Raw genomic sequence first — 20303 nt, forward strand, 5'->3', positions numbered from 1 at the left:
TTATAAAAGAAAGAAAAATAGATAATTATGAATGAAAAATATGAAGTTGAAAATGAATTTGAAGATGAAATAGATGTTGAAAATAGTGAAAATGAGGAAAATATTGTTATTTTGAAGGAAGAGGCAGGGAGCAGGATTGATAAATTTTTGTCAGAAAGGCTCGAGTTGACACGAACACGTATTCAACAGCTTATAAAAGATGAAAATATTTTAGTAAATGAAAAAAAGACAAAGCCTGCTTATAAAATTGAAGAAAATGATACAATAAAAGTTGTAATTCCAGAACTGGAAACTGTTGAAATTAAACCTGAAAACATTGATATTGAAATAATTTATGAAGATAATGATTTGGCAGTTATCAATAAAAAAGCTGGAATTGTCGTACATCCTGCAAACAGACATTATTCGGGAACGCTTGTAAATGCAATTTTGTATCATATCAAAGATTTGTCAGGAATAAATGGGGAAATCCGTCCTGGCATTGTGCATAGGCTAGACAAGGACACAAGCGGACTTTTAATAATCGCCAAAAATGACAAGGCACATCTAAAATTGTCACAAATGTTTCACGATAAAACTGTAAAAAAAATTTATCTTGCAATTTTAAAAGGAAAACTAAACCAGAAAAGCGGAAGAATTGTAACACAAATCGGGCGTGATAAAAACGACAGGAAGAAAATGACTGTAATAAATGATTTAAATTCAGGAAAAACTGCGATTACCAATTACGAAGTAATTTCACAGACGGAAAAATTTACACTTGTTAAAGTTCATATTGAAACTGGAAGAACTCATCAAATAAGAGTTCACATGAAACATTTAGGTTATCCAATTCTAGGTGACAGTGTCTACGGCAGAACAGATACCGAAAAACGCCAAATGCTTCACGCCTATAAGCTTGAATTTCAACATCCGATTACAGAAGAAAATATAGAATTTATTGCAAAATTGCCAGAAGATTTTAAAAAAGCATTGAAAAAATGCGGGCTGGAATTTGAAACTTTATAAAATAATAAAAAAGAGGAAAAATTTATGTGTAAAGACAAATTTGAAAACCAAAAAAATGAATTAATGGAATTTGATGAAAAATATAATAAGATTGTTGTTGGGGTTGATGAAGCTGGGAGAGGGCCTTTAGCAGGGCCAGTTGTGGCTGGAGCTGTAATTGTGATTCAGGATTTCCCAGAATTGCAGGAGATTAATGACTCAAAAAAGTTGACTGAGAAAAAAAGGGAAAGATTATTTGAAGCGATAGAAAAGAATTGTATCGTGGGAATCGGAATTGCTTCAGAAAAAGAAATTGATGAGATGAATATTCTGAATGCAACATTTCTTGCAATGCGTCGAGCGATTAATCAAGTGGCTGAAAAATCAGCATTTGATATAGTTCTAGTTGATGGTAATCATTTGATTCATGAGTATGAAGGAGAGCAGGAATGCATTGTAAAGGGAGATAACAAATCATTATCTATTGCAACAGCTTCGATTGTGGCAAAGGTTACAAGGGATAGAATGCTTTGTGAGATTGCAAAGGAATTTCCTGAGTATGAATTTGAGAAGCATAAAGGATACGGAACTAAGAAACATAGGGAAATTTTGCTTGAAAAAGGGGCTTGTAGGTATCATAGGAAGACGTTTTTGAAGAAGATATTGGGTGGAAGTGGGAAGAAAAAATAGATTTTTATTTATTTAGTAGAATGAAGGGGATTAAAATGTTGGAAATTATGGAAGATGAAGGAGAAAGATGGATTGAGATAGTAGATGATAAATTATTAGGTTTTCTATATAATATTAGTAATGATGTTTTGAAATTTGTTTGGAAAGAAAAAGATATTGAAATATTGGAGAAATACTTTGATGAAAATCAGTCAAATTATCTTGATGAATTTGCTGAAAGTTTTTTTGAAAATATAGAAGATGTTGATTTTGATGAAATTATTTATGAAGTTATAAGTGAAACAAAAAAAGAATGGCTGACAGAAAAGTTTTTATCCCAAAATAAATATAGAAATTTTAAACATATTTCAATATTCACTTATCCCGATGAAATAAGAAATTTAGATGATGAAATTCTATGGAAAAATCCAGAAAATTTTGAATTATATACTATAAATTTAGTAAGGAATTAAAATTTCTTGTCCTTAGCAAAGTTTTGATTTAGTATAAATAAAAAGGTGGAGAGTTTCATATGAAAAAATATTTAATAGAGAAGTTATGGACATTTGAATATGACTATGATATGGCAGTAGTAAAAGAACTAAAAAATAATGACAAAAAATGGAATGTTTCATTTGTAGAATTTGATGTAAAAAATTTTATTAAAAAAGGAGATATTGTCAAAGGGAAATTATTTATGCAATATGTATGCAAAAGTTTGAAAGTGGATAGTGAATTGAGAGCTGTACAGCCTTTTCCAAAATCGCCACATATAGAAGCTGTAGTAAGAGTGGTAAAACATGTAAATTCAGATTCTTTACTGGTAGAATCAGCTATTTCAGATTCAGAAATTTTAGTTGAATTTGAAAATGATGTGACTTATAAAAAAGATGATGTTATTTTTTTTGAAGGTGAACTTTCGTTTGAATTTTTATAAGAAAATATTTTGAATGAGAATTAAAAAGGAATTTAGGTATGAAAAAATGGGAAGCAATAGCATTTCAAGAATTTTCACAATGGTTTATTATGGATGTAGACGATGATAGAGAATGGATATTTACAGATATGACATTAGGTACATTTATGCAACCGCTTAAAGATACAAAGGAATATTGGATATTTTTTGTAGAAATGATTTACAAACTTTATAAGTGTGATATGATTGAATTTCCAGATGATGAATTTCCAATAAGGATGTTGGTGGGGACTAAAAATTTAGAAGAATTTTATTCTAATTCAATAGAAGAGTTCTGTTGCTTGTTAGCTAGTAGATTTGAATATAGAAAAAGTGATTATGCTCACGAGCCCTATATTTATCCAAAAGAAAGATACAGGGAACTTATAACAAAGTATGAGAATGATATGGACTATATTTCTACCTGGTATGTTGATCCAAATAAAATTGATAGAGAAATAGAAAATTTTGAAATTAATGAAGAATTTATAAACGAAATTGAAAAAATATTTGAAGAAAATGGCGTAGAATGGAAAGATAAGGAAAAATTTTTAGAAAAAAATGAAACGGAAAAAAGAAGAGAAATTTTCCAGTCTTGAAAAATAAGTGAAAAATTGGTATCATATAATATAAAATTAAAAGAATAAATATAGATATTTATGATACAATATTAAAAAAGGGGATGGGACGAGAAATATGATGAATAAAAGGGAAATTGGGTTTAAGTATGAAAATGTGGCGAAGGAATATTTGATTTTGCAAGGGCTTACGTTTGTTGAGAGTAATTTTTATACCAGGTTTGGGGAGATTGATTTAATTTTTTTGGAAAAGAAGAGTAAGACATTGGTGTTTGTAGAGGTTAAATATCGGAAGAATGATTTTTTTGGATCAGCGATTGAGATGGTGACGGAGGATAAGCAGAATAAGATTCTTGCAAGTTCACAAATTTATCTTTTAAAAAAGGAATGGGATAAAAATGTAAGGTATGATATTGTCGGAGTAAGTAGAGGCTCTAACAGTATTGAGTGGTTAAAAAATGCGTTTTGAGGTGATTGTATGAGAAATGATGAGAAATGTTGCAAGTGTGGAGAAGAAATATTTGAAATGAAAAAGGTGGCAATTCCTACAAAAAAAGTTGCTGGAACGCAGATTGCCATTGACATATTTTATTTGAAAATATGTAAAAATTGTGGATATACAGAGATGTACTCAACTAAAATAGTTCAAAAGGTTGAGGATCCAGTTGAGGGATATTAAATTTTTTAAGGAAATAATATTTAATTTTAAAGGAATTTTATTTAGAAATCGGGATATAATTTCAGGGGTGGAATTAGTTGAGTACGGTATTGTATCGAAGGATACGAAAAATATTCTGAAAAGTCTGAAAAAATTGCGGAAATTAAATAATATTTATTATGTGTGGGATTACAATAAGGAGTTTAAGAGGTTAATTTATTCTTATAAATATAATCATAGAAAAATCATGGCAAAGTTGATTGCTGAATTGATAAAGGAAGAATTTTATTATGTCTTGAAACGTGAAAAGATAGATATTGTCGTGAGTGTGCCTGTCAGCAGAAAAAGAAAGAATGAAAGAGGATATAATCAGGTTGATGAGATTTTGAACTGTCTGAAAGTGAATTATGTTCGGATTGAGAGAATAAAAAATACAAAAAAGATGGCTGAAATTTTGGACGAAGAAGAAAGAAACAGGAATATTGAGGGAGCTTTTAGAATTTCTCAGAATATTGATTTGAGCAATAAAAAAATTTTGATACTTGATGATATTGTAACTACAGGAGCTACGCTTAGGGAAATAAAAAATAGTATTTTAAGGCAATTTGATAATAAAGATAAAAAAAATGGAAATAATATAAAAATTACTGTTTTTTGTCTGGCTGCGGCTAGGGAGATTAAGGTAAATAGAGGAGAAATATGAGTTTTAAATTAAAAATGAAAGTTTTATTGTTTTTGGTAAGCTCGGTTGTTTCGTTTTCAGCACAAAATGAAAATTTGCAAGCGGATATTAAAAATAATGATGTGATTAATCATGAAAATTATTTAATCAGTGCAGTAAAGAAAAAAAATAAGAGTAGACAGGAAAGCAGTGAAAATGATGGGAATAATGAAACAGAAGAAAATACAACAGAATTATTAAAATATAGCCAAAGAAATGACGGAGTGATTGATTTAAATTCTTTAGTTCATAATGAAGATTCAGAGTTTCGTGTGCTTAATGGAACTAATGTAAAAATTATGCTACGAACGAAAAATAACGATGTTTATTCTGCCGAAGTTGTCTACAGTGGTGGGAAAAAAATGATGCGTGGAATTGGAAATTATGGTGGTAATGAGATTTTTATGGCTGAAATTCCAAGCAATGTGTCAAGCTATTATTTTGTATTGACTGATGACAAGACTAAATATTATATGGGAAGAAATATTTCAAAAAACCTAAAGGATATAGAAAAATTTGAGTATTCGCGTTCTACAAAACTTACGACAATTCCAGAATGGGCTAGAGGTTCTGTTGGATATCAGATTTATATTGATTCGTTTAGAAATGGCGATGTGGATAATGATGCGATTTTTAACGAATTTGGGACAGATGACTTTTCAGAGCCTACTGGAGAAATTCGTTCAGGAACTTCAAAAAAAGACTTAGTGCTGGCATATTGGGGTGGAAATGAAAAACCGCAGTTTTCATTGAATGAATGGAACAGTAACTATGAGGAAAAAAACGAATGGGAAGAAAATACGTTAAATGATGTACAGAACTATACACGTTACTATGGTGGAGATTTACAGGGAATAATTGATAAATTGGATTATATTAAAAATCTTGGTGTAGAATACATAATTTTATCATCGCCGTTTTATTCTCTTTCAAACCATAAATATGATACGATTTACTTTAATCACGTGGATCCGTATTTTGGCTACATTGAACAGACTGGAACATCAAAAGGGCTTGATATAAAGGCAAAAGTCCATAATAACAATGGGGATAAGGAATTGAACTTGCTTATTTTCAATCCCGAAACGGATAAAAATTTACTTGACGAGGATTTACTTAATGTAAAAAGCTGGATTTGGACAGATTCTGATTTGCAGTTGGCAAGCCTTGTGAAACAAGCTCATCAAAAAGGGCTGAAAGTAGTTTTGGAAGTGGCTCCTGATATAACGTCAAGCAGATTTTTTGCTAGAAATAATAAAGAATTTTCTAACTGGTATTTAAAGGATACTGTACTTGACTTAAAAAATCCGCAAGTTAGAAATTATATTGAAAATGCAATGAAAAAATGGATTTTAGGGCCTGATGAGACTTTTAAAAAAGATGTATATGATGACGGAATTGACGGAATAAGATATGTTTATTACGACAACGAGAATAAAGAATATCTTGCACAAATTACAGAAAATTTGAAAAAATATAAACCTGACTTGTTAATTACAGGAGAGGTTTCAAACAGTATTACAAAAGATGTTGAAGATGGGATTTATGACAGTGGGGCAGATTATAATATTGTCAATAACATTATAAAATACACTGTGAATACTAATCCAAATTACCGAATCAACGGCGTAGAATTTGCAACAAAATTAAATGAAATTTACAACAGATATTCAAGCAATCGTTTTAATATGACACAAGTTTTTATTGGGTCGCTTGATACAGATAGAATCTTTAGTGGAATGATAAATCCGAATAGAGTTTATGATAGAAATAATCAGTCGGATCAAGGATACTTGAATATTCGTCCTGATTTGTATGACGGAACAGCTGTAAGTAAGCTGAAAAGAGTCGTTGCAATGCAAATGATGCTGCCTGCTACACCAGTTATCTACTACGGTGATGAAAAGGGAATGTGGGGAGCAGATTCGCCACGAAATAGAAAGCCTATGCTGTGGGAAGATTACGCACCATACGACCCTGAAACAGATAACATAAGCAAATATAAAGACAGACTTAGAAGTTTTCCTAGTGTTGTGGAAGTAAACGAAGTGCAAAAATGGATTTTATATCCTGTAAACAGCAATGCAGATATAGAAAACCATTATAAAGCATTGCTAAAAGTCAGAAAGGAACATAAAAATCTGTTTAAAAACGGGAAATTAAGAATCCTTGAAGTTTACAGCGATCCAAAAACACAAGGTCGTATTGATTCAGAAATATCTGCTTATTTAGCTGATCAGAACAGACGGGCAAAATTATACCAAGGTCGTGATTTTACACCAGCAAGACCAAATACAGACTTTATTTCCTACGAAATTTCAGCTGGAAATGAATCAATGATAATTGTAGTAAATAACGGAGCAGACGAATATCCATTATCATTGCAGGTACCAAAATTATTTGGATTTTATCGAAATCAGCTGAATTTAAAAGAAAATTATGCGATTTCTGATAAGAAAATTCAAATTAATGTAAAACCTTATGAAGTTAAGGTTTTATACAGTAATGCAAAAAACATGTTTGATTCGTTTAGACAAAATAAAGATTAATAAATAATCTGAAACACTTTCAGTAACTTCTAATAAATGAGATATGGGGACTTTGTTCCCCAAGTTTTTTTGAGTAAAAGTAGTGAAAGGAGAAATAGTGAGTAAAAAAATATCACTAAATATGAAGTTGGAAATAGGGATGCTTTTATTATTTATATTTTTGACAGTTATATTTTACATTTTATTACCTAAAATTAACCTAATGTATTGTTTCTGGCTTTATGAATCTTTTTTACATAGAATTATAGTGATAATGGTAATTGTTTTAATAGATTATGTAATAGATGTTAATTTACGTAGAAAAATTTACAAAAATCTTTTGTGTTTGTTAGATGAAAAATTAGAAGTTTATACATATATTGATAAAGTAAGTCAGGAATATACAGTATCTAAAAAGGCTTTGTATAAGGATTTTTATGCTAATAATTTATCAGTAGCTTATTTTGAGATAAATGAATTTGAAAAAGCTATTTTTTACTTAAATCTAATAAATACAAAAAGTAAAAAGGGATATTATAGAAAAGATCCAGTTTTATATTATTACAATTATATTAACGTTTTACTTAAGTCAAATAAAAAAGAAGAAGCGAAAGATATGTATAATCAAAAATTGAATAAAAATAATTTGAAATTAAAAAATGTATCAAAGGAAATGTTAGAATTATTAGAGGCTAATTTATATGAAAAAGATCATCAAATTTTTAAATGTGTTCAAACCTTATTATCACAAAAAATTAGTAAAAGACTCGAAATGCATTGTAAATTTTGGTTAGCAGAGTATAATGAAAAAAATAATAATATTGAAAAAGCAGTTGAATATTATAAATATGTATCTGAAAATGGAAAAGATTTATATTTAAAAAAATTATCAGATGATAAATTAATAGAGTTAAAATAATATAAATATAATAAACTTTTTTCAATTTCAAAGAACGCAATTAATAAACAAAATAATAATTATGTATTGAAGCAAAAATATTATAATATAATTGAAAATTATAGGAGTAAAAATGGGATTTCATTTAAATAATAACATAGGTAAATTAGAAGTTGTTACTGGAAGCATGTTTTCAGGAAAAAGTGAGGAACTTATAAGAAGGCTTAGGCGTGCAGAGTATGCAAAGCAGAAAATTGTGGCATTTAAGCATTCAATTGATAATAGATATGGAGAAGAAGGGGTATTTTCGCATGGGAATGACAGTTTTAGAGCTTATCCCGTGAGTGATGTTTCTCAAATGGAAGAAATTATGGAAAAAAATGTTGATGCGGAAGTAATTGGTATTGATGAAGTTCAGTTTTTTGGGGAAAAAGTCGTTGAGTTTTGCAAAAAATATGTGGAATATGGAAAAAGAGTGATCGTCGCAGGGCTTGATATGAGCTTTAGGGCGGAGCCTTACGAGCCGGTGCCAGAACTTATGAGCATTGCTGATCAGGTGGATAAGCTTCACGCAATTTGCATGGTTTGCGGAAAGCCTGCTTATGCGAGCCAACGTCTTATAAATGGAGAGCCTGCTTATTATGACGATCCGCTGGTTATGGTTGGTGCAAATGAAAATTATGAGGCAAGATGCCGAAGACATCACATTGTGAGGCATAGAACTGATAAAAAAGGAAAAATATATTTTATAGTCGGAACGGAAATTAACGTTGGCAAGAAATTTGTTGAAAAAATGTATGAAGAGCAGCTATTTGAAAATAAAAAAGTAACAACAATAGTTATAAAAGGGCAAATGGAGGAAAATGAAAAAAGTGATTTAATAAATTTGCGTGAAAAAATAAATTCGGCATTAACTGAAAACGACTATATCTTTGTCAGAATTACTGGAGGGCTTTTATTAAAATTGGAAGGAAGTTACAGTATTCTCGACTTTATGTGTGAATTTAGAAAAAATTCAGAAGTTATCATTGTTTCAAAAAATAAAAAAGGTGTACTTAATCAGATTTTATTAACAGTAGATTTACTAAAAAAATCGGACTTGAACTTGAAGGAAATTGTCTATAAAAATGGGAGTAGTCACGCTGGGGAAGAAAAGGAAGAAAATGGTGTTATTGAGAAAATATCGAAAATAACGGAAGTAAAGTATCGAGAGTTGTAAGATTTAAATTAACTTGTTTAATAATGAATATTCTAAGTTGTTTATACAAAAAATAGATATTATATAAAATAAAAAACAAGATAAAAAATTAGATATAAAAATAATGAGAAAAAAGGAGAAATATGAGCAGTATTTTAGATGAATTAAATGAAGAGCAGAGAAAAGCTGCGGAAAAGATAGAAGGGCCTGTATTGATACTGGCTGGAGCGGGAAGTGGTAAAACACGGACAGTTACTTATAGAATCGCACACATGGTAAAAGAAATAGGGATTTCGCCGCTTAATATTCTGGCACTTACTTTTACGAATAAGGCGGCAAGAGAGATGAAGGAAAGGGCTACGGCACTTATTGGACATGAGGCGAATAATCTTGTAGTTTCTACATTTCACTCGTTTTCGGTAAGACTGCTTAAAACTTATTCTGAAAGAATTGGATATGGACGGAATTTTAATATTTATGATGTGGATGATCAGAAATCGATTATTACAAAGATAAAAAAAGATATGGGAATTAAAGATAATGATAATGTTCAGCCAGGAAAACTTGCAAATAGAATTAGTAAATTGAAGGAACAGAGGATAGGAATTAAGGAGCTTGAACGGGAAATTGATATGAGGATTCCTGCGAACAGGCTTTTTGGCGAGATTTATCAGAAGTATAATGAAGTTTTGAAGGCAAATAATGCGATGGATTTTTCGGATTTGCTTTTGAATGCAAGAAAATTGCTGGATGATGCTTTTGTTCTCGAAAGAATTCAGGAAAGGTATCAGTATATTGTGGTGGATGAGTATCAGGATACTAACGATATTCAGTATGAAATGATTAATCTGATTGCAGCAAAGTATCGAAACATCTGTGTTGTAGGGGATGAGGATCAAAGTATTTATGCGTTTCGTGGGGCAAATATTAATAATATCTTGAATTTTGAGAGAGATTATAAGGAAGCTTTTACAGTAAAACTGGAAAGAAATTACCGTTCTACAAAGAAAATACTGGATACAGCCAATGAGCTTATTAAAAATAATAAAAGTTCAAAAGGGAAAACACTTTGGACAGATGGTTCTGATGGAGAAAAAATCAAGATTTATAATGCAATGACTGTTTATGATGAAGCCGATTTTATTGTGACAGAGATGAAGAAAAAGAAAAGAGATGGTGCTGATTACAAGGATATGACGATTCTGTACAGGACAAATGCACAGTCAAGAGTTCTGGAGGAAAAACTGCTGTCTGCAAATATTCCATATAAAATTTATGGCGGAATGCAGTTCTTTCAACGTAAGGAAATAAAGGATATTTTAGCATATTTGAGTCTTTTAAATAATAAAAATGATAATCATAATTTTTATCGTATAATTAATGTTCCCAAACGTTCGGTGGGCGAAAAGACTCTCGAAAAAATACAGGAAGTTGCAAATGAAAAAAATATTTCGATGCTTGAAACGCTTCACTACATTGATGAAATTCCTGTAAGAGCAGCTACAAAACTGGCATTAAAGGAATTTTACAATTTAATGCAAGGCATTTACTCAAGCCTTGAAGAAATGTCAATTAAGGAAATATTTGATGAAATTCTTATAAGAACACGTTATATTGACTCAATTGAAGACAATAAGGAAGACAGGGTTAGAAATATTGAGGAATTGTTAAACAGTATTACTGAAATTGAAAAGCAAAATCCAAGCATGTCCTTGAATGAATATCTTGATATGATTTCGTTAAGTTCAGCGACTGATGAAATGGAAGATGATGAAAATTATGTAAAACTTATGACAATTCACAGCTCGAAAGGACTGGAATTTGATTATGTATTTCTTGCGGGAATGGAAGACGGGCTGTTTCCATCAATTTCTTTTGACGCTCCTGAAGAAGAGCTGGAAGAAGAGCGTAGACTTTGCTATGTGGCAATAACCCGTGCTAAAAAGGAACTGTTTATTTCCTATTCTTCATCAAGAAAAATTTGGGGAAAAGATGATAATTTGCGTCGTCCATCAAGATTTATCTACGAAATGAAGCAAGATAACCTAGAGTATGTGGGTGGAAAATACGGAAGTTTAAAAGGGCAATCTTCAGCTCCAAGAAGTTTTACACCGAAAATAGAAAACTTTAATCCATTTTCTAAGGACAAACTAGGAACATTTGGTAAAAAATCAGGCTCTCAAACAACTTCAAATGTAAATTCTAAATATAAAGTTGGGGATGTGGTTAATCACAAGAAATTTGGACGTGGAAAAATAAAAAAAGTGGATACAAAAAGCATGGTTGTCGAATTTATGGTTGGAGAAAAGAAAATAGCGTTGGTGTTGGCAGATAAAATTTTAAAAAAATAAAAAAACTTATTACAGTAAAAATCTTTTTGTTTGATTCAAAGAGGTTTTACTGTATTTTTTGCATATTTTCAAAGGAAAAAGAGTTATAATTGAATATACAAATAAAAAAAGTGTAGGGAAGGAGAGTATGATTTTTACGTAACTTGCAATTATCATACAAAATAAAAATGAAAAATTTAATACTATCGACAGATTCTTATAAAATTACTCATCCATTTCAATATCCAGAAAATATGACTTATATGCACGATTATATCGAAAGTCGTGGTGGCTTATACGGATATGTAAAATTTTTTGGACTTCAATATTATTTAATGGAATATTTAACAAAAAAAATTACAAATGAAATGATAGATGAAGCTAAGGAAATTTGCGAATTGCATGGATTGCCATTTTTTGAAGAGGGATGGAGGTATATTGTAGAAAAACTGGATGGAAAATTGCCACTTAGAATTAGAACTGTGCCAGAAGGCAGCGTTGTAAAAAATCATAATGTGCTGGTTACAGTTGAATCAACTGACAAAAATGTGCCTTGGATTGTGGGCTGGGTGGAAACATTGCTGTTAAAAGTATGGTATCCAATTACAGTTGCAACATTTTCATACAAGGCAAAACAGATTATAAAATACTTTTTAGAGGAAACAAGTGATAATGTGGAGTCAGAATTGAAGTTTAAATTGCATGATTTTGGTTATCGTGGTGTTTCCAGCGAGGAAAGTGCCGGAATTGGTGGAATGGCTCATCTTACAAATTTTTATGGTACAGATACCTTAAATGCACTTGTCTTTGCCCGTAAATATTATGATGAAAAAATAGCCGCTTACAGCGTGCCTGCTTCTGAACATAGCACAATGACTTCCTGGACTCAAAAATATGAAAAAGAAGCATACGAAAATATGCTTGATAAATTTCCAAAAGGAATTGTTTCAATCGTTCTTGACAGCTATAATTTTTTTAATGCGGTAGAAAATATTATTGGAAAAGATTTACGTGAAAAAATATTGGCAAGAGATGGAATGGTTACAATACGTCCAGATAGTGGAGACGCAATTACAAATATTCTATTTGCGCTTGAAAGTCTGGAAAAGAATTTTGGCTATACTATAAACTCCAAAGGATATAAAGTGATTAACAAAGTCCGTATTTTACAAGGTGATGGAATTAATGAAGATACAATCTGGGATATTTATAAATCTTTAAAGGATAACAAATATTCTGCTGAGAATGTTACTTTGGGCTGCGGAGGATCTCTTTTGCAAGGAAATGAAAAATCTGGCATTAACAGGGATACTCATAAATTTGCCATGAAATGCAGCTGTATAAAAATTGGAAATGAAGTTAGAGATGTTTACAAAAATCCTGTTACAGATAAAGGAAAAGTCAGTAAAAAAGGACGGCTTGACTTGATAAAAAATAAAAATGGAGAATTTGAAACAGTAAATATTTCAGACTTACCTGAAAATCAATATCATGAAGATTCCGTAATGGAATGTGTTTTTGAAAATGGAAAAATTTTAAAAACATATACTTTTGAAGAAGTAAGAAAAAATGAAAGTTTATTGTATAATCCGAGTTTAATTAGAGAAGTATCAAAATAGAAATGATAAAATTAGATAAAAATAGTTTAAATTAAAGCTGTAAAAATTATACAATTTAAATTTTTAGAAGCGACAAATAAAATTACGAAAGAAGGAAACAAATGAAAAAAATATTATTATTAGGAGTAGCTGCAGTAGTTCTGGCTGCCTGTGGAAATAAGCCAAAAACACAAAATGAAACAGGACATGCAGGACAAAATGCCGAATATGCACAATATTTAGACACTTTGAAAGCTGATAATAATTTAAAAATCACAATGGGAAAAGTTCCTGTAACAATTGTTGGAAAAGAATTAAAAGTTGGAGATAAAATAAGGGAAGTGCCTTTAGTTGTAAATACGAAATTAGAAGAAAAAAATATTTTTGAAGATAAAAATATAAAAGTAATTTATACAGCTCCGTCACTTGATACAAAAGTTTGTTCACTGCAGACAAAACAGTTAAATGAAGCTGCCAAAACTCACACAAACGTGAAATTTTACTCTGTGACAGTTGACACTCCATTTGCTCAGGAAAGATTCTGTACAGCCAATGAAATTAATGGATTAAAAGCGGTTTCTGACTTTAAATATCATCAATTTGGTATCCAAAATGGATTTTTCATAAAGGAAAAAGGGCTTTTAACAAGAGCATTGATGATAGTGGATGAAAATAATAATGTGAAATACATTGAATACGTGTCTGAGGAAGGAAAAGAGGCAGATGTCGATAAGGCATTGAAATTTTTGGAAAATAAATTGTTGAAAAAATAAAGATAATATTAAAGTTCGCTCAAACCCCATTAATATTTGATCTAATAGTTTAATATTAAAGGAGTTTGAGTTTTTTTCTATTATTTTTATTTTAACAAACTATCGTGATAATTTCAGTTGACTTTCATGCACGAAACCGTATCCAACTTTATCTGATCCTCCTTCAAAATACATGATATATTTCCATTCTCCAAAATCCTGTGTTATTGCTGCATAATAATCATTTGGAATTTTTTTTATTATATCATATTGTTTAGAAGGCCCTTTTCTTATATTCGTATAACCTTCTTTTGAATATATAGTATATGCTTTATTATCTTCTGAACCTATTACTCTGTTTAAACTTTCTCCAAAATCCATATTTTTTGGTATTTTGACTGTTGTCGATGAAATTTTTTCATGTTTTACTATTTCTGCGTAAAAATAATCTACTGCACAACAGCCAGCATATATCTTAACAGGTTTTAAAGTTAGTTTTACAGGCTGAGTAACATATCCCCATTCATTTTTTTTCATTTTGCTTTCAATATCCGGAGATATTTCCTTACCTATATTGAGTATTCTGTTATACATTTTTTTTCCACCGATTCTTCCGTCTGTATTTCCAGGCCATACAATCAGGACATTATTCATAAATTTTTCTTTATCTTCAGGAGTAAATTCCAAATATATTGCAAAACCTCCTGTTCCATCTTCTCCTGTTATAGGAAGAACAGTATCTTTATTATATTTTCCATTTCTGCTCCATACAAAACGCAGCATTCCTTTAGCTTCCGTAGTAATATTACCTCCATTACTATTTTTTCCAAATGAAATACATGTAATTATAAGCATTATTATAAACAATATTTTTTTCATATTAAATCACCTCTTTATTTGTATAGCATTCTAATTAAATAAATCAATATTTTCAAAAGGATGTCTTATATTTTTCTTCAGTTTACTTTTACGTACATATCCATACGTGAAATCAGGATATGTATTACGGTAATATACAAAAACCCATTCTCCAAAATCCTGTATTTCTCCTACAATATCATTTTTCCCGATTTTTTTTACAATTCTAGATTTTTCACTAGGTTTTTCCATAATATTTACAGACTTTTCTGATGACTTTACAGCATATTCAACAGTAAAGTTTCCGTATACTTTTTCATCAAATTTTTCATCAGATAATTTTATTTTTGGTGCTTTTATTTCTTTAACATTTACCAACTCACTGTACAATAAGGTTGCATTACATCCTAATTTAGGTTTTAGAGATTTCAGTCTTATTTTCACAGTCATTTCCCTATGTCCTGCCTTATTTTTCTTTATTTTGGTGTTCTTAAATATTTTTTGAACCATCTTCAATGTATCTTCTTCGTGATTTCTGTATTGAAGTGAAGGATTACTGGCAAGAGCTTTAGCATACCCTTCATCTGACAAATCATTTGGCCATACATAAACTATTTTTCTACCAAAATCCTCGGGATTATTCGGTATAAAAAACAGTTTTACTGAGTTACCATCAATTGCATCACAGTCATCTTCATCAGTCCATTCAAAACGAAGTGTACCTTCTGTTTCAAAAACATTATTTTCATCTCCACTTGAAATTAGTTTTACACTGGAAGCGGCACTGGAAACGAAAGAGACTGTAAATAAAATGACTAAAGTAAGAATAGAAAAAATATTTTTTTTCATAGTTTATCTCCCTTTTCTTTAAAACTGTAGTAATAAAACTAATTAATTTTAAAATTTAGTATCAATTATAAAATAACTTTTAAAAATATACATCATAATAGTCTAAATTTTCACCATTTTCTCCTGTTTGCAGTCCCCAGTCTATCATTACCACTTTCTGTTCTCCCTTATAACTAATTATTAATCTCGCTTCTGGAATTCCTTCAGGAACGATTCCCATAAAGCTATAAACTACATTTTTTTTAAGCTTAATTATAAATCCTGTTTCAATAGGGTAAAAATATGAATCATTCCATTCAACATAATTATGTTCTACAGTAACTCCATCAACTTTCGCAACAAATTTTATTTCCCTATCAAAATCATTTCTCCTTGCTAGCAACAATTTCCCTTTTCCTAATGAAGTATAGCTTTTTGTTAATGGATTTGTATAGATAGTAAGTACCTTTGTTTTTCCGTAGCATGATATGAACATTAATATTGATAATATAAGCATAAAAAATTTTATAGATATATTTTTCTTGTACATACTTTTCAACTCCTTCTTAAAGTTATTGTGATTTTAATTATTTGTCTAAAGCATCATACATTTCTGCCAGCTGAACAGCTCTTTCTTCAGTAAGTTTTGCGGCAGTATTAAGTGAAAATAGAATTCCCATGCTTCCACCGTTAGGATTGTTTGTATAATAGCTTTTTTCTACTTCAGAATCCCTAAATTTAATCCATGCACGTTGTGCATTCCTGAGCTTGTTCTTAGTTACAGGATCAGCGACTTTCATTATTTTCTGATATACAATGTTCAGTTCCTTGTCCCATTCTTCTTCGGTTTTTCTTAAAGCTTCCTTCTGTTGAAAATCATTGCCTTCATCTGCATTTGCAAATACACTGTTACGGAAATTACTCATACGGCTTATTAATGCATCTTTATACTGACCTGAAATACTAATGCTGGAAATCAATAAAAATACTAACATTCCTAAAAATTTATTTTTTGAAATTTTCATCTAAATTACCTCCTTTTATGTTTTAGTAAAAGTTTATAATTACAAAATTTAAAATTAGACTTTAAATTATTTTTTTAGAAAATGATGGGAAATTACAATTCTCCACCACCTCCACCGCCAGAACCTCCGCCACTGTAGCCGTTGCCCTTGGAGTAACCGCTGCCACCACTGCTATAGCCGCTTCCTGAACCACTGAATGAAGAAGAGGCTGAACTTCTTGAATCTTTATACGAAGAAGAATATGATTCCCTAATTTTTACTTTCATTTCTTCTTTTCTCGAATATGCATACAAACTATTAAGTTCTTTTAGCATTTCGTCATTTCTTGTTAGACTTGAATTAATTTCGATTGTCTTTTCCATCAGTTTTATAGCTTGATTTTGTACATTCAAAGCTACTGCGTAGGGTAAAATTCCTTTAAAATATTTTACTAGCTCCTCAGTACTGTCAAATTTTTTTATCTGATTTTCTTCAGCGGTTTTTATATACATTTTTAAACCTTCGATATATTCTTTTTTTCGTAAACCTTCTTCAGAATATATTTGAAAATTACGTGAATAAAGTGCATTGGCAACTAATAACAAAATAAATACTGCTGCAATTAAAAAATTTTTATCTGAATACATTTCGTTTATTATGCTAAAAATCATTATCCATTTCAGAATAGTTAATATTTTTCCTAATAAATTTTTTTGCAAAAATTTTTTATTTCCTGACATTATACGATAAAAATAAACTAAAGCTATAATAATAGTACCAAATATTATTGCAGTTAATATATTTACTATAATAGATGAAATGTTTACCACGTTTCCATTATATGTAATTACAAGATAGCCAATAATAATAGCAGATAAAGGGATTAAATAATAAAAATCTTTATTTTCACAAAGTTTATTATATCTTTTAAAAAAAATGTTAATAATATTATTTTTAGGTTGATCTGATATTACAAATTTATTTTCTTTTTTTTCTAAAGCTTTAAAAAGTTTTTTTTCTTCCTCGTAAAGTTCACCATTAGAAAAATTTTGAATGGTATCATCATTAGGTTTGTCTGATATAGTAAATTTTTCTCCCATTTTTTCTTTCTTTTTCTTTAATTTTTTTAAGGCTTGTTCTTTATCTTTTAAATTTTCTTCTTTTTTCTCAAAATGTTGTTTTTTTTGAGAATTTTGTATTTTAATATCTTTGCACAAAAGCGAAAAAATTCCTGTACTAATTATTTTTTTCTCATCATCCTGATTTACGAAATAGGAAACAAACATTGCAGACATATCATCTGGAATTTCAAATTCGGGTATAATTGTTTTTTTGGAAGGCTGTTTTAAAACTGTGAGTTTTGTAATTAACATAAGAATTAACGATACAAAGGAAAGTATTAAACTGAAGGTTAGATTTTTTGAGGTTGTAAAAAATAGTTTTAATTTATCCGAAAAACTTGGAGATATTTTATCTGTTTTTAAATTTAAAAGAAATGTAATTCCTTCTTGAGGTGCTAATGGTTTTTGGTTTGTAAATTTTATTTCTCCATTTTCCTGTAAAATTTTATAATTTTTTTCGTTTATTCCTGCTTTGCCTGTATAAATCTCAAATTTTTTAATTTCTTCATTTGTTATTGGTTGACCATCAGAAAATTTTATTGTAACATTAGCTTTTTCTATTGGAACTTTCCAGAATTGTGGTATTATATTGAAATATATTTGTTGAATATCTTCATGTTTAAAAATATCAGTATACATAGTATAAGTTATTTCATATATATTTTTAAGCTGTGTTATTTTTTTGTCTTTTGAACCGATTTTTATTCGAAGTCCTTCATCAAACTCTTCATACGTATGTTTTACTTTTTGCCCATTCATTGTTACAGAATTTATTTTAATAAGGCTTTTTTTTTAAGTTTTCTTTATCTTTTTTTCTTAAAAGAATATCTCTAAAAATGCCCCTATGATTTAAATCGGCGAACTCATATTCTATTTTTTCTGTAATTGTCAATGATGATTCTTTATTTATGTTCATTACGACATCATAATTTTTTATAGTAGAACCATTTATAATTATAGAAAAAATTAAAATTGTTATTATAAAAATAATTTTTGTTATTTTTTTCATACAAGTACCTCTTTATTTGTGTTTCTTAATAATAATGTTAATAGCTTTTTTAAGTAAAAAGCAGGTTTTGAGTCCCCGCTTTTCTGATAGAGTAACGTAAATAATGTTAATATGTTTTAATTTCATTTGTTATTTCAAGTAACATTAATCAATTCTATTGTTCAAATTTAAAGAATTTAAATTTTATTAGGTTATTGTGAATAGTTTTGAGTTTGTTTTCAAATATTGTAATTGTGAATAAGTATAATATGTTTTTTGTATTTTTCTTTTTCAATTGTATATTAGCATGTAGATATTAAAGAAAAATGAGAGTTTGTAAATTTTGTAATAGAATTGTAAATCAATAAATTTAGAAATTGATAGATAATCTTATTTGTTTTGATAGTATTTAACACAAGAATTTAAAGTATCGTCTTTTTCCATTCTTGCCCCTTTATAGAAAACGCCATTTTTATCTCTGGCACAGATGGAGTCAGTTGCTTCAAAAGACTCATAATCAGCATCATCAATTAGTGCTTCTTTGAAGAAAATATAATTTTTATCTTTGGAATAAGGACCATTATTTAACAGTTTAAAAGTTTTGACATCAGCCCCTTTTATTTTCTGTCCTTTAAAGAATACATTTCTTTTGTCAATGTAAAAAAGGCCTGCATCATTAATTTCCTTAAAAGTTTCAGGATTAGCATCGTCAATTTTTTCCCCATAATAATAAACATTGCTTTTATCTTTAGAATATTCATAGTTAATCTCTTTAAAAGTCTTAGCATCTGCTCCTTTGATTATTTTTTCTTTAAAGTAAACTTTATTATTTTTTATTGAATAATCAGCGAATAACTGCACTCCTACTAATAAAATCACAATTACAAATAATAACACTTTTTTCATATTGAACTACCTCCTTTCTTCATTTATTTCTACAAATTTTCAACTTTTAATTTAACTTAATCTTTATTATAAATTATACCTTATATTTTATAGAAGTCTAGATTTTTCCTTATTTAAAAAAATAATTTTTAAAAAATAATAATTGAAAATTTTTAATTTTTAAGATATGATATTTTTATATTATTTATACGAGAAATTTAAGGAAAAGAAATATGTTTTGGAAAAGCAGGTAATTTAATCACCTGCTCTTTATAAATTTAAAGTATTGATTTGTCGACAGCATAATTTTTTATACTTTCATTTTTATTAATATAGATATTCGTATGATGTTAAATATAAATTTTTGTATCCTTGTCCATTGAAATAAAGCTTGTAAACTTCTCCTAGATCCAAATTGCTTCTAGTTCTATAGTTTACTCTTGTAAAATTAAAGTGTCTTCCAGATTCTAAACTTACACAGTTTACATATCCTACTCCATTTCTATAAGTTCCTTTGGAAGTAATTTCACATTGTTCGATAAATCTTGAAAAACTTAAAGCACTAAATAATAAAAACATAGAAATTAAAATCTTTTTCATAATAAATCACTCCTAAAATATAATTATTATAATGTAAACAATTTATTGTTTTAAATATAATTTTTTATTATGCCTTATCTTTCTTTTCAAGTTAATCATATCATATAAACATTAAAGAAAAATGAGAATTTTTAATTTTATCTTTTA

At 29.1% G+C, this 20303-nt stretch carries 22 protein-coding genes; 14 read left to right on the forward strand and 8 right to left on the reverse strand.

The annotated features are described in order from the left end of the window. Nucleotides 1-27 precede the first annotated feature (27 nt). The 14 genes from BQ5344_RS06105 to tpx all read left to right on the forward strand — a co-directional run bounded on the left by BQ5344_RS06105 (nucleotide 28) and on the right by tpx (nucleotide 13893). A complete protein-coding gene (locus tag BQ5344_RS06105) occupies nucleotides 28-1008 on the forward strand; it encodes an RluA family pseudouridine synthase (RefSeq protein ID WP_083378213.1) in 981 nt (326 codons plus the stop codon). 24 nt (nucleotides 1009-1032) lie between these two features. Then, nucleotides 1033-1677, forward strand: a complete 645-nt coding sequence (locus BQ5344_RS06110) for a ribonuclease HII (protein ID WP_071124583.1) — start codon at nucleotides 1033-1035, stop codon at nucleotides 1675-1677. A gap of 35 nt (nucleotides 1678-1712) precedes the next feature. Beyond that, entirely contained in the window at nucleotides 1713-2129 is a 417-nt protein-coding gene (locus BQ5344_RS06115; RefSeq protein ID WP_071124584.1) for a hypothetical protein, read from the forward strand. A 59-nt stretch (nucleotides 2130-2188) separates the two neighbouring features. Continuing rightward, nucleotides 2189-2593: a hypothetical protein gene (locus BQ5344_RS06120; protein ID WP_021769134.1), complete on the forward strand. Its 405-nt coding sequence runs from the start codon at nucleotides 2189-2191 to the stop codon at nucleotides 2591-2593. Nucleotides 2594-2631: 38 nt separating this feature from the next. Continuing rightward, entirely contained in the window at nucleotides 2632-3210 is a 579-nt protein-coding gene (locus tag BQ5344_RS06125) for a hypothetical protein (protein WP_071124585.1), read from the forward strand. A 97-nt stretch (nucleotides 3211-3307) separates the two neighbouring features. Further along, nucleotides 3308-3658 (forward strand): YraN family protein, encoded by a 351-nt coding sequence (locus tag BQ5344_RS06130; RefSeq protein ID WP_235846123.1) that lies wholly within the window; start codon nucleotides 3308-3310, stop codon nucleotides 3656-3658. 9 nt (nucleotides 3659-3667) lie between these two features. Then, complete coding sequence (locus tag BQ5344_RS06135) at nucleotides 3668-3868, forward strand: zinc ribbon domain-containing protein (RefSeq protein ID WP_071124586.1); 201 nt, start codon at nucleotides 3668-3670, stop codon at nucleotides 3866-3868. Nucleotides 3869-3935: 67 nt separating this feature from the next. Continuing rightward, complete coding sequence (locus BQ5344_RS06140; RefSeq protein ID WP_235846124.1) at nucleotides 3936-4550, forward strand: ComF family protein; 615 nt, start codon at nucleotides 3936-3938, stop codon at nucleotides 4548-4550. Then, complete coding sequence (locus BQ5344_RS06145) at nucleotides 4547-7117, forward strand: alpha-amylase family glycosyl hydrolase (protein ID WP_071124588.1); 2571 nt, start codon at nucleotides 4547-4549, stop codon at nucleotides 7115-7117. The genes BQ5344_RS06140 and BQ5344_RS06145 overlap by 4 nt, the downstream gene beginning before the upstream one ends. Before the next feature lie 97 nt (nucleotides 7118-7214). Next, entirely contained in the window at nucleotides 7215-8015 is an 801-nt protein-coding gene (locus BQ5344_RS06150; protein WP_071124589.1) for a hypothetical protein, read from the forward strand. A 112-nt stretch (nucleotides 8016-8127) separates the two neighbouring features. Then, nucleotides 8128-9213: a thymidine kinase gene (locus BQ5344_RS12515; protein WP_071124590.1), complete on the forward strand. Its 1086-nt coding sequence runs from the start codon at nucleotides 8128-8130 to the stop codon at nucleotides 9211-9213. Between the two features lie 122 nt (nucleotides 9214-9335). After that, entirely contained in the window at nucleotides 9336-11543 is a 2208-nt protein-coding gene (locus tag BQ5344_RS06160) for an ATP-dependent helicase (RefSeq protein WP_071124591.1), read from the forward strand. A 167-nt stretch (nucleotides 11544-11710) separates the two neighbouring features. Beyond that, nucleotides 11711-13141, forward strand: a complete 1431-nt coding sequence (locus BQ5344_RS06165; protein ID WP_071125495.1) for a nicotinate phosphoribosyltransferase — start codon at nucleotides 11711-11713, stop codon at nucleotides 13139-13141. Nucleotides 13142-13242: 101 nt separating this feature from the next. Beyond that, nucleotides 13243-13893, forward strand: a complete 651-nt coding sequence (gene tpx / locus BQ5344_RS06170; protein WP_071124592.1) for a thiol peroxidase — start codon at nucleotides 13243-13245, stop codon at nucleotides 13891-13893. A 99-nt stretch (nucleotides 13894-13992) separates the two neighbouring features. Here the strand turns inward: tpx and BQ5344_RS06175 are convergent, their stop codons facing one another. The 8 genes from BQ5344_RS06175 to BQ5344_RS06210 form a co-directional block, all read right to left on the reverse strand. Further along, entirely contained in the window at nucleotides 13993-14751 is a 759-nt protein-coding gene (locus BQ5344_RS06175; protein WP_071124593.1) for an SH3 domain-containing protein, read from the reverse strand. 30 nt (nucleotides 14752-14781) lie between these two features. Further along, the gene (locus BQ5344_RS06180; protein WP_071124594.1) at nucleotides 14782-15579 is read right to left on the reverse strand and encodes an SH3 domain-containing protein; all 798 of its coding nucleotides are present in this window, start codon (nucleotides 15577-15579) and stop codon (nucleotides 14782-14784) included. A gap of 79 nt (nucleotides 15580-15658) precedes the next feature. Continuing rightward, entirely contained in the window at nucleotides 15659-16108 is a 450-nt protein-coding gene (locus BQ5344_RS06185) for a hypothetical protein (RefSeq protein WP_071124595.1), read from the reverse strand. Nucleotides 16109-16145: 37 nt separating this feature from the next. Beyond that, the gene (locus BQ5344_RS06190) at nucleotides 16146-16583 is read right to left on the reverse strand and encodes a lysozyme inhibitor LprI family protein (protein ID WP_071124596.1); all 438 of its coding nucleotides are present in this window, start codon (nucleotides 16581-16583) and stop codon (nucleotides 16146-16148) included. Nucleotides 16584-16675: 92 nt separating this feature from the next. Next, entirely contained in the window at nucleotides 16676-18442 is a 1767-nt protein-coding gene (locus tag BQ5344_RS06195; RefSeq protein ID WP_071124597.1) for a DUF2207 family protein, read from the reverse strand. 16 nt (nucleotides 18443-18458) lie between these two features. Then, a complete protein-coding gene (locus BQ5344_RS06200; RefSeq protein WP_071124598.1) occupies nucleotides 18459-18692 on the reverse strand; it encodes a DUF2207 domain-containing protein in 234 nt (77 codons plus the stop codon). Nucleotides 18693-19061: 369 nt separating this feature from the next. Continuing rightward, nucleotides 19062-19577: a DKNYY domain-containing protein gene (locus BQ5344_RS06205; RefSeq protein ID WP_071124599.1), complete on the reverse strand. Its 516-nt coding sequence runs from the start codon at nucleotides 19575-19577 to the stop codon at nucleotides 19062-19064. 306 nt (nucleotides 19578-19883) lie between these two features. Continuing rightward, a complete protein-coding gene (locus tag BQ5344_RS06210; protein ID WP_071124600.1) occupies nucleotides 19884-20156 on the reverse strand; it encodes a hypothetical protein in 273 nt (90 codons plus the stop codon). Nucleotides 20157-20303 lie beyond the last annotated feature (147 nt).

Source organism: Leptotrichia massiliensis (assembly GCF_900104625.1).
GTDB lineage: Bacteria > Fusobacteriota > Fusobacteriia > Fusobacteriales > Leptotrichiaceae > Leptotrichia > Leptotrichia massiliensis.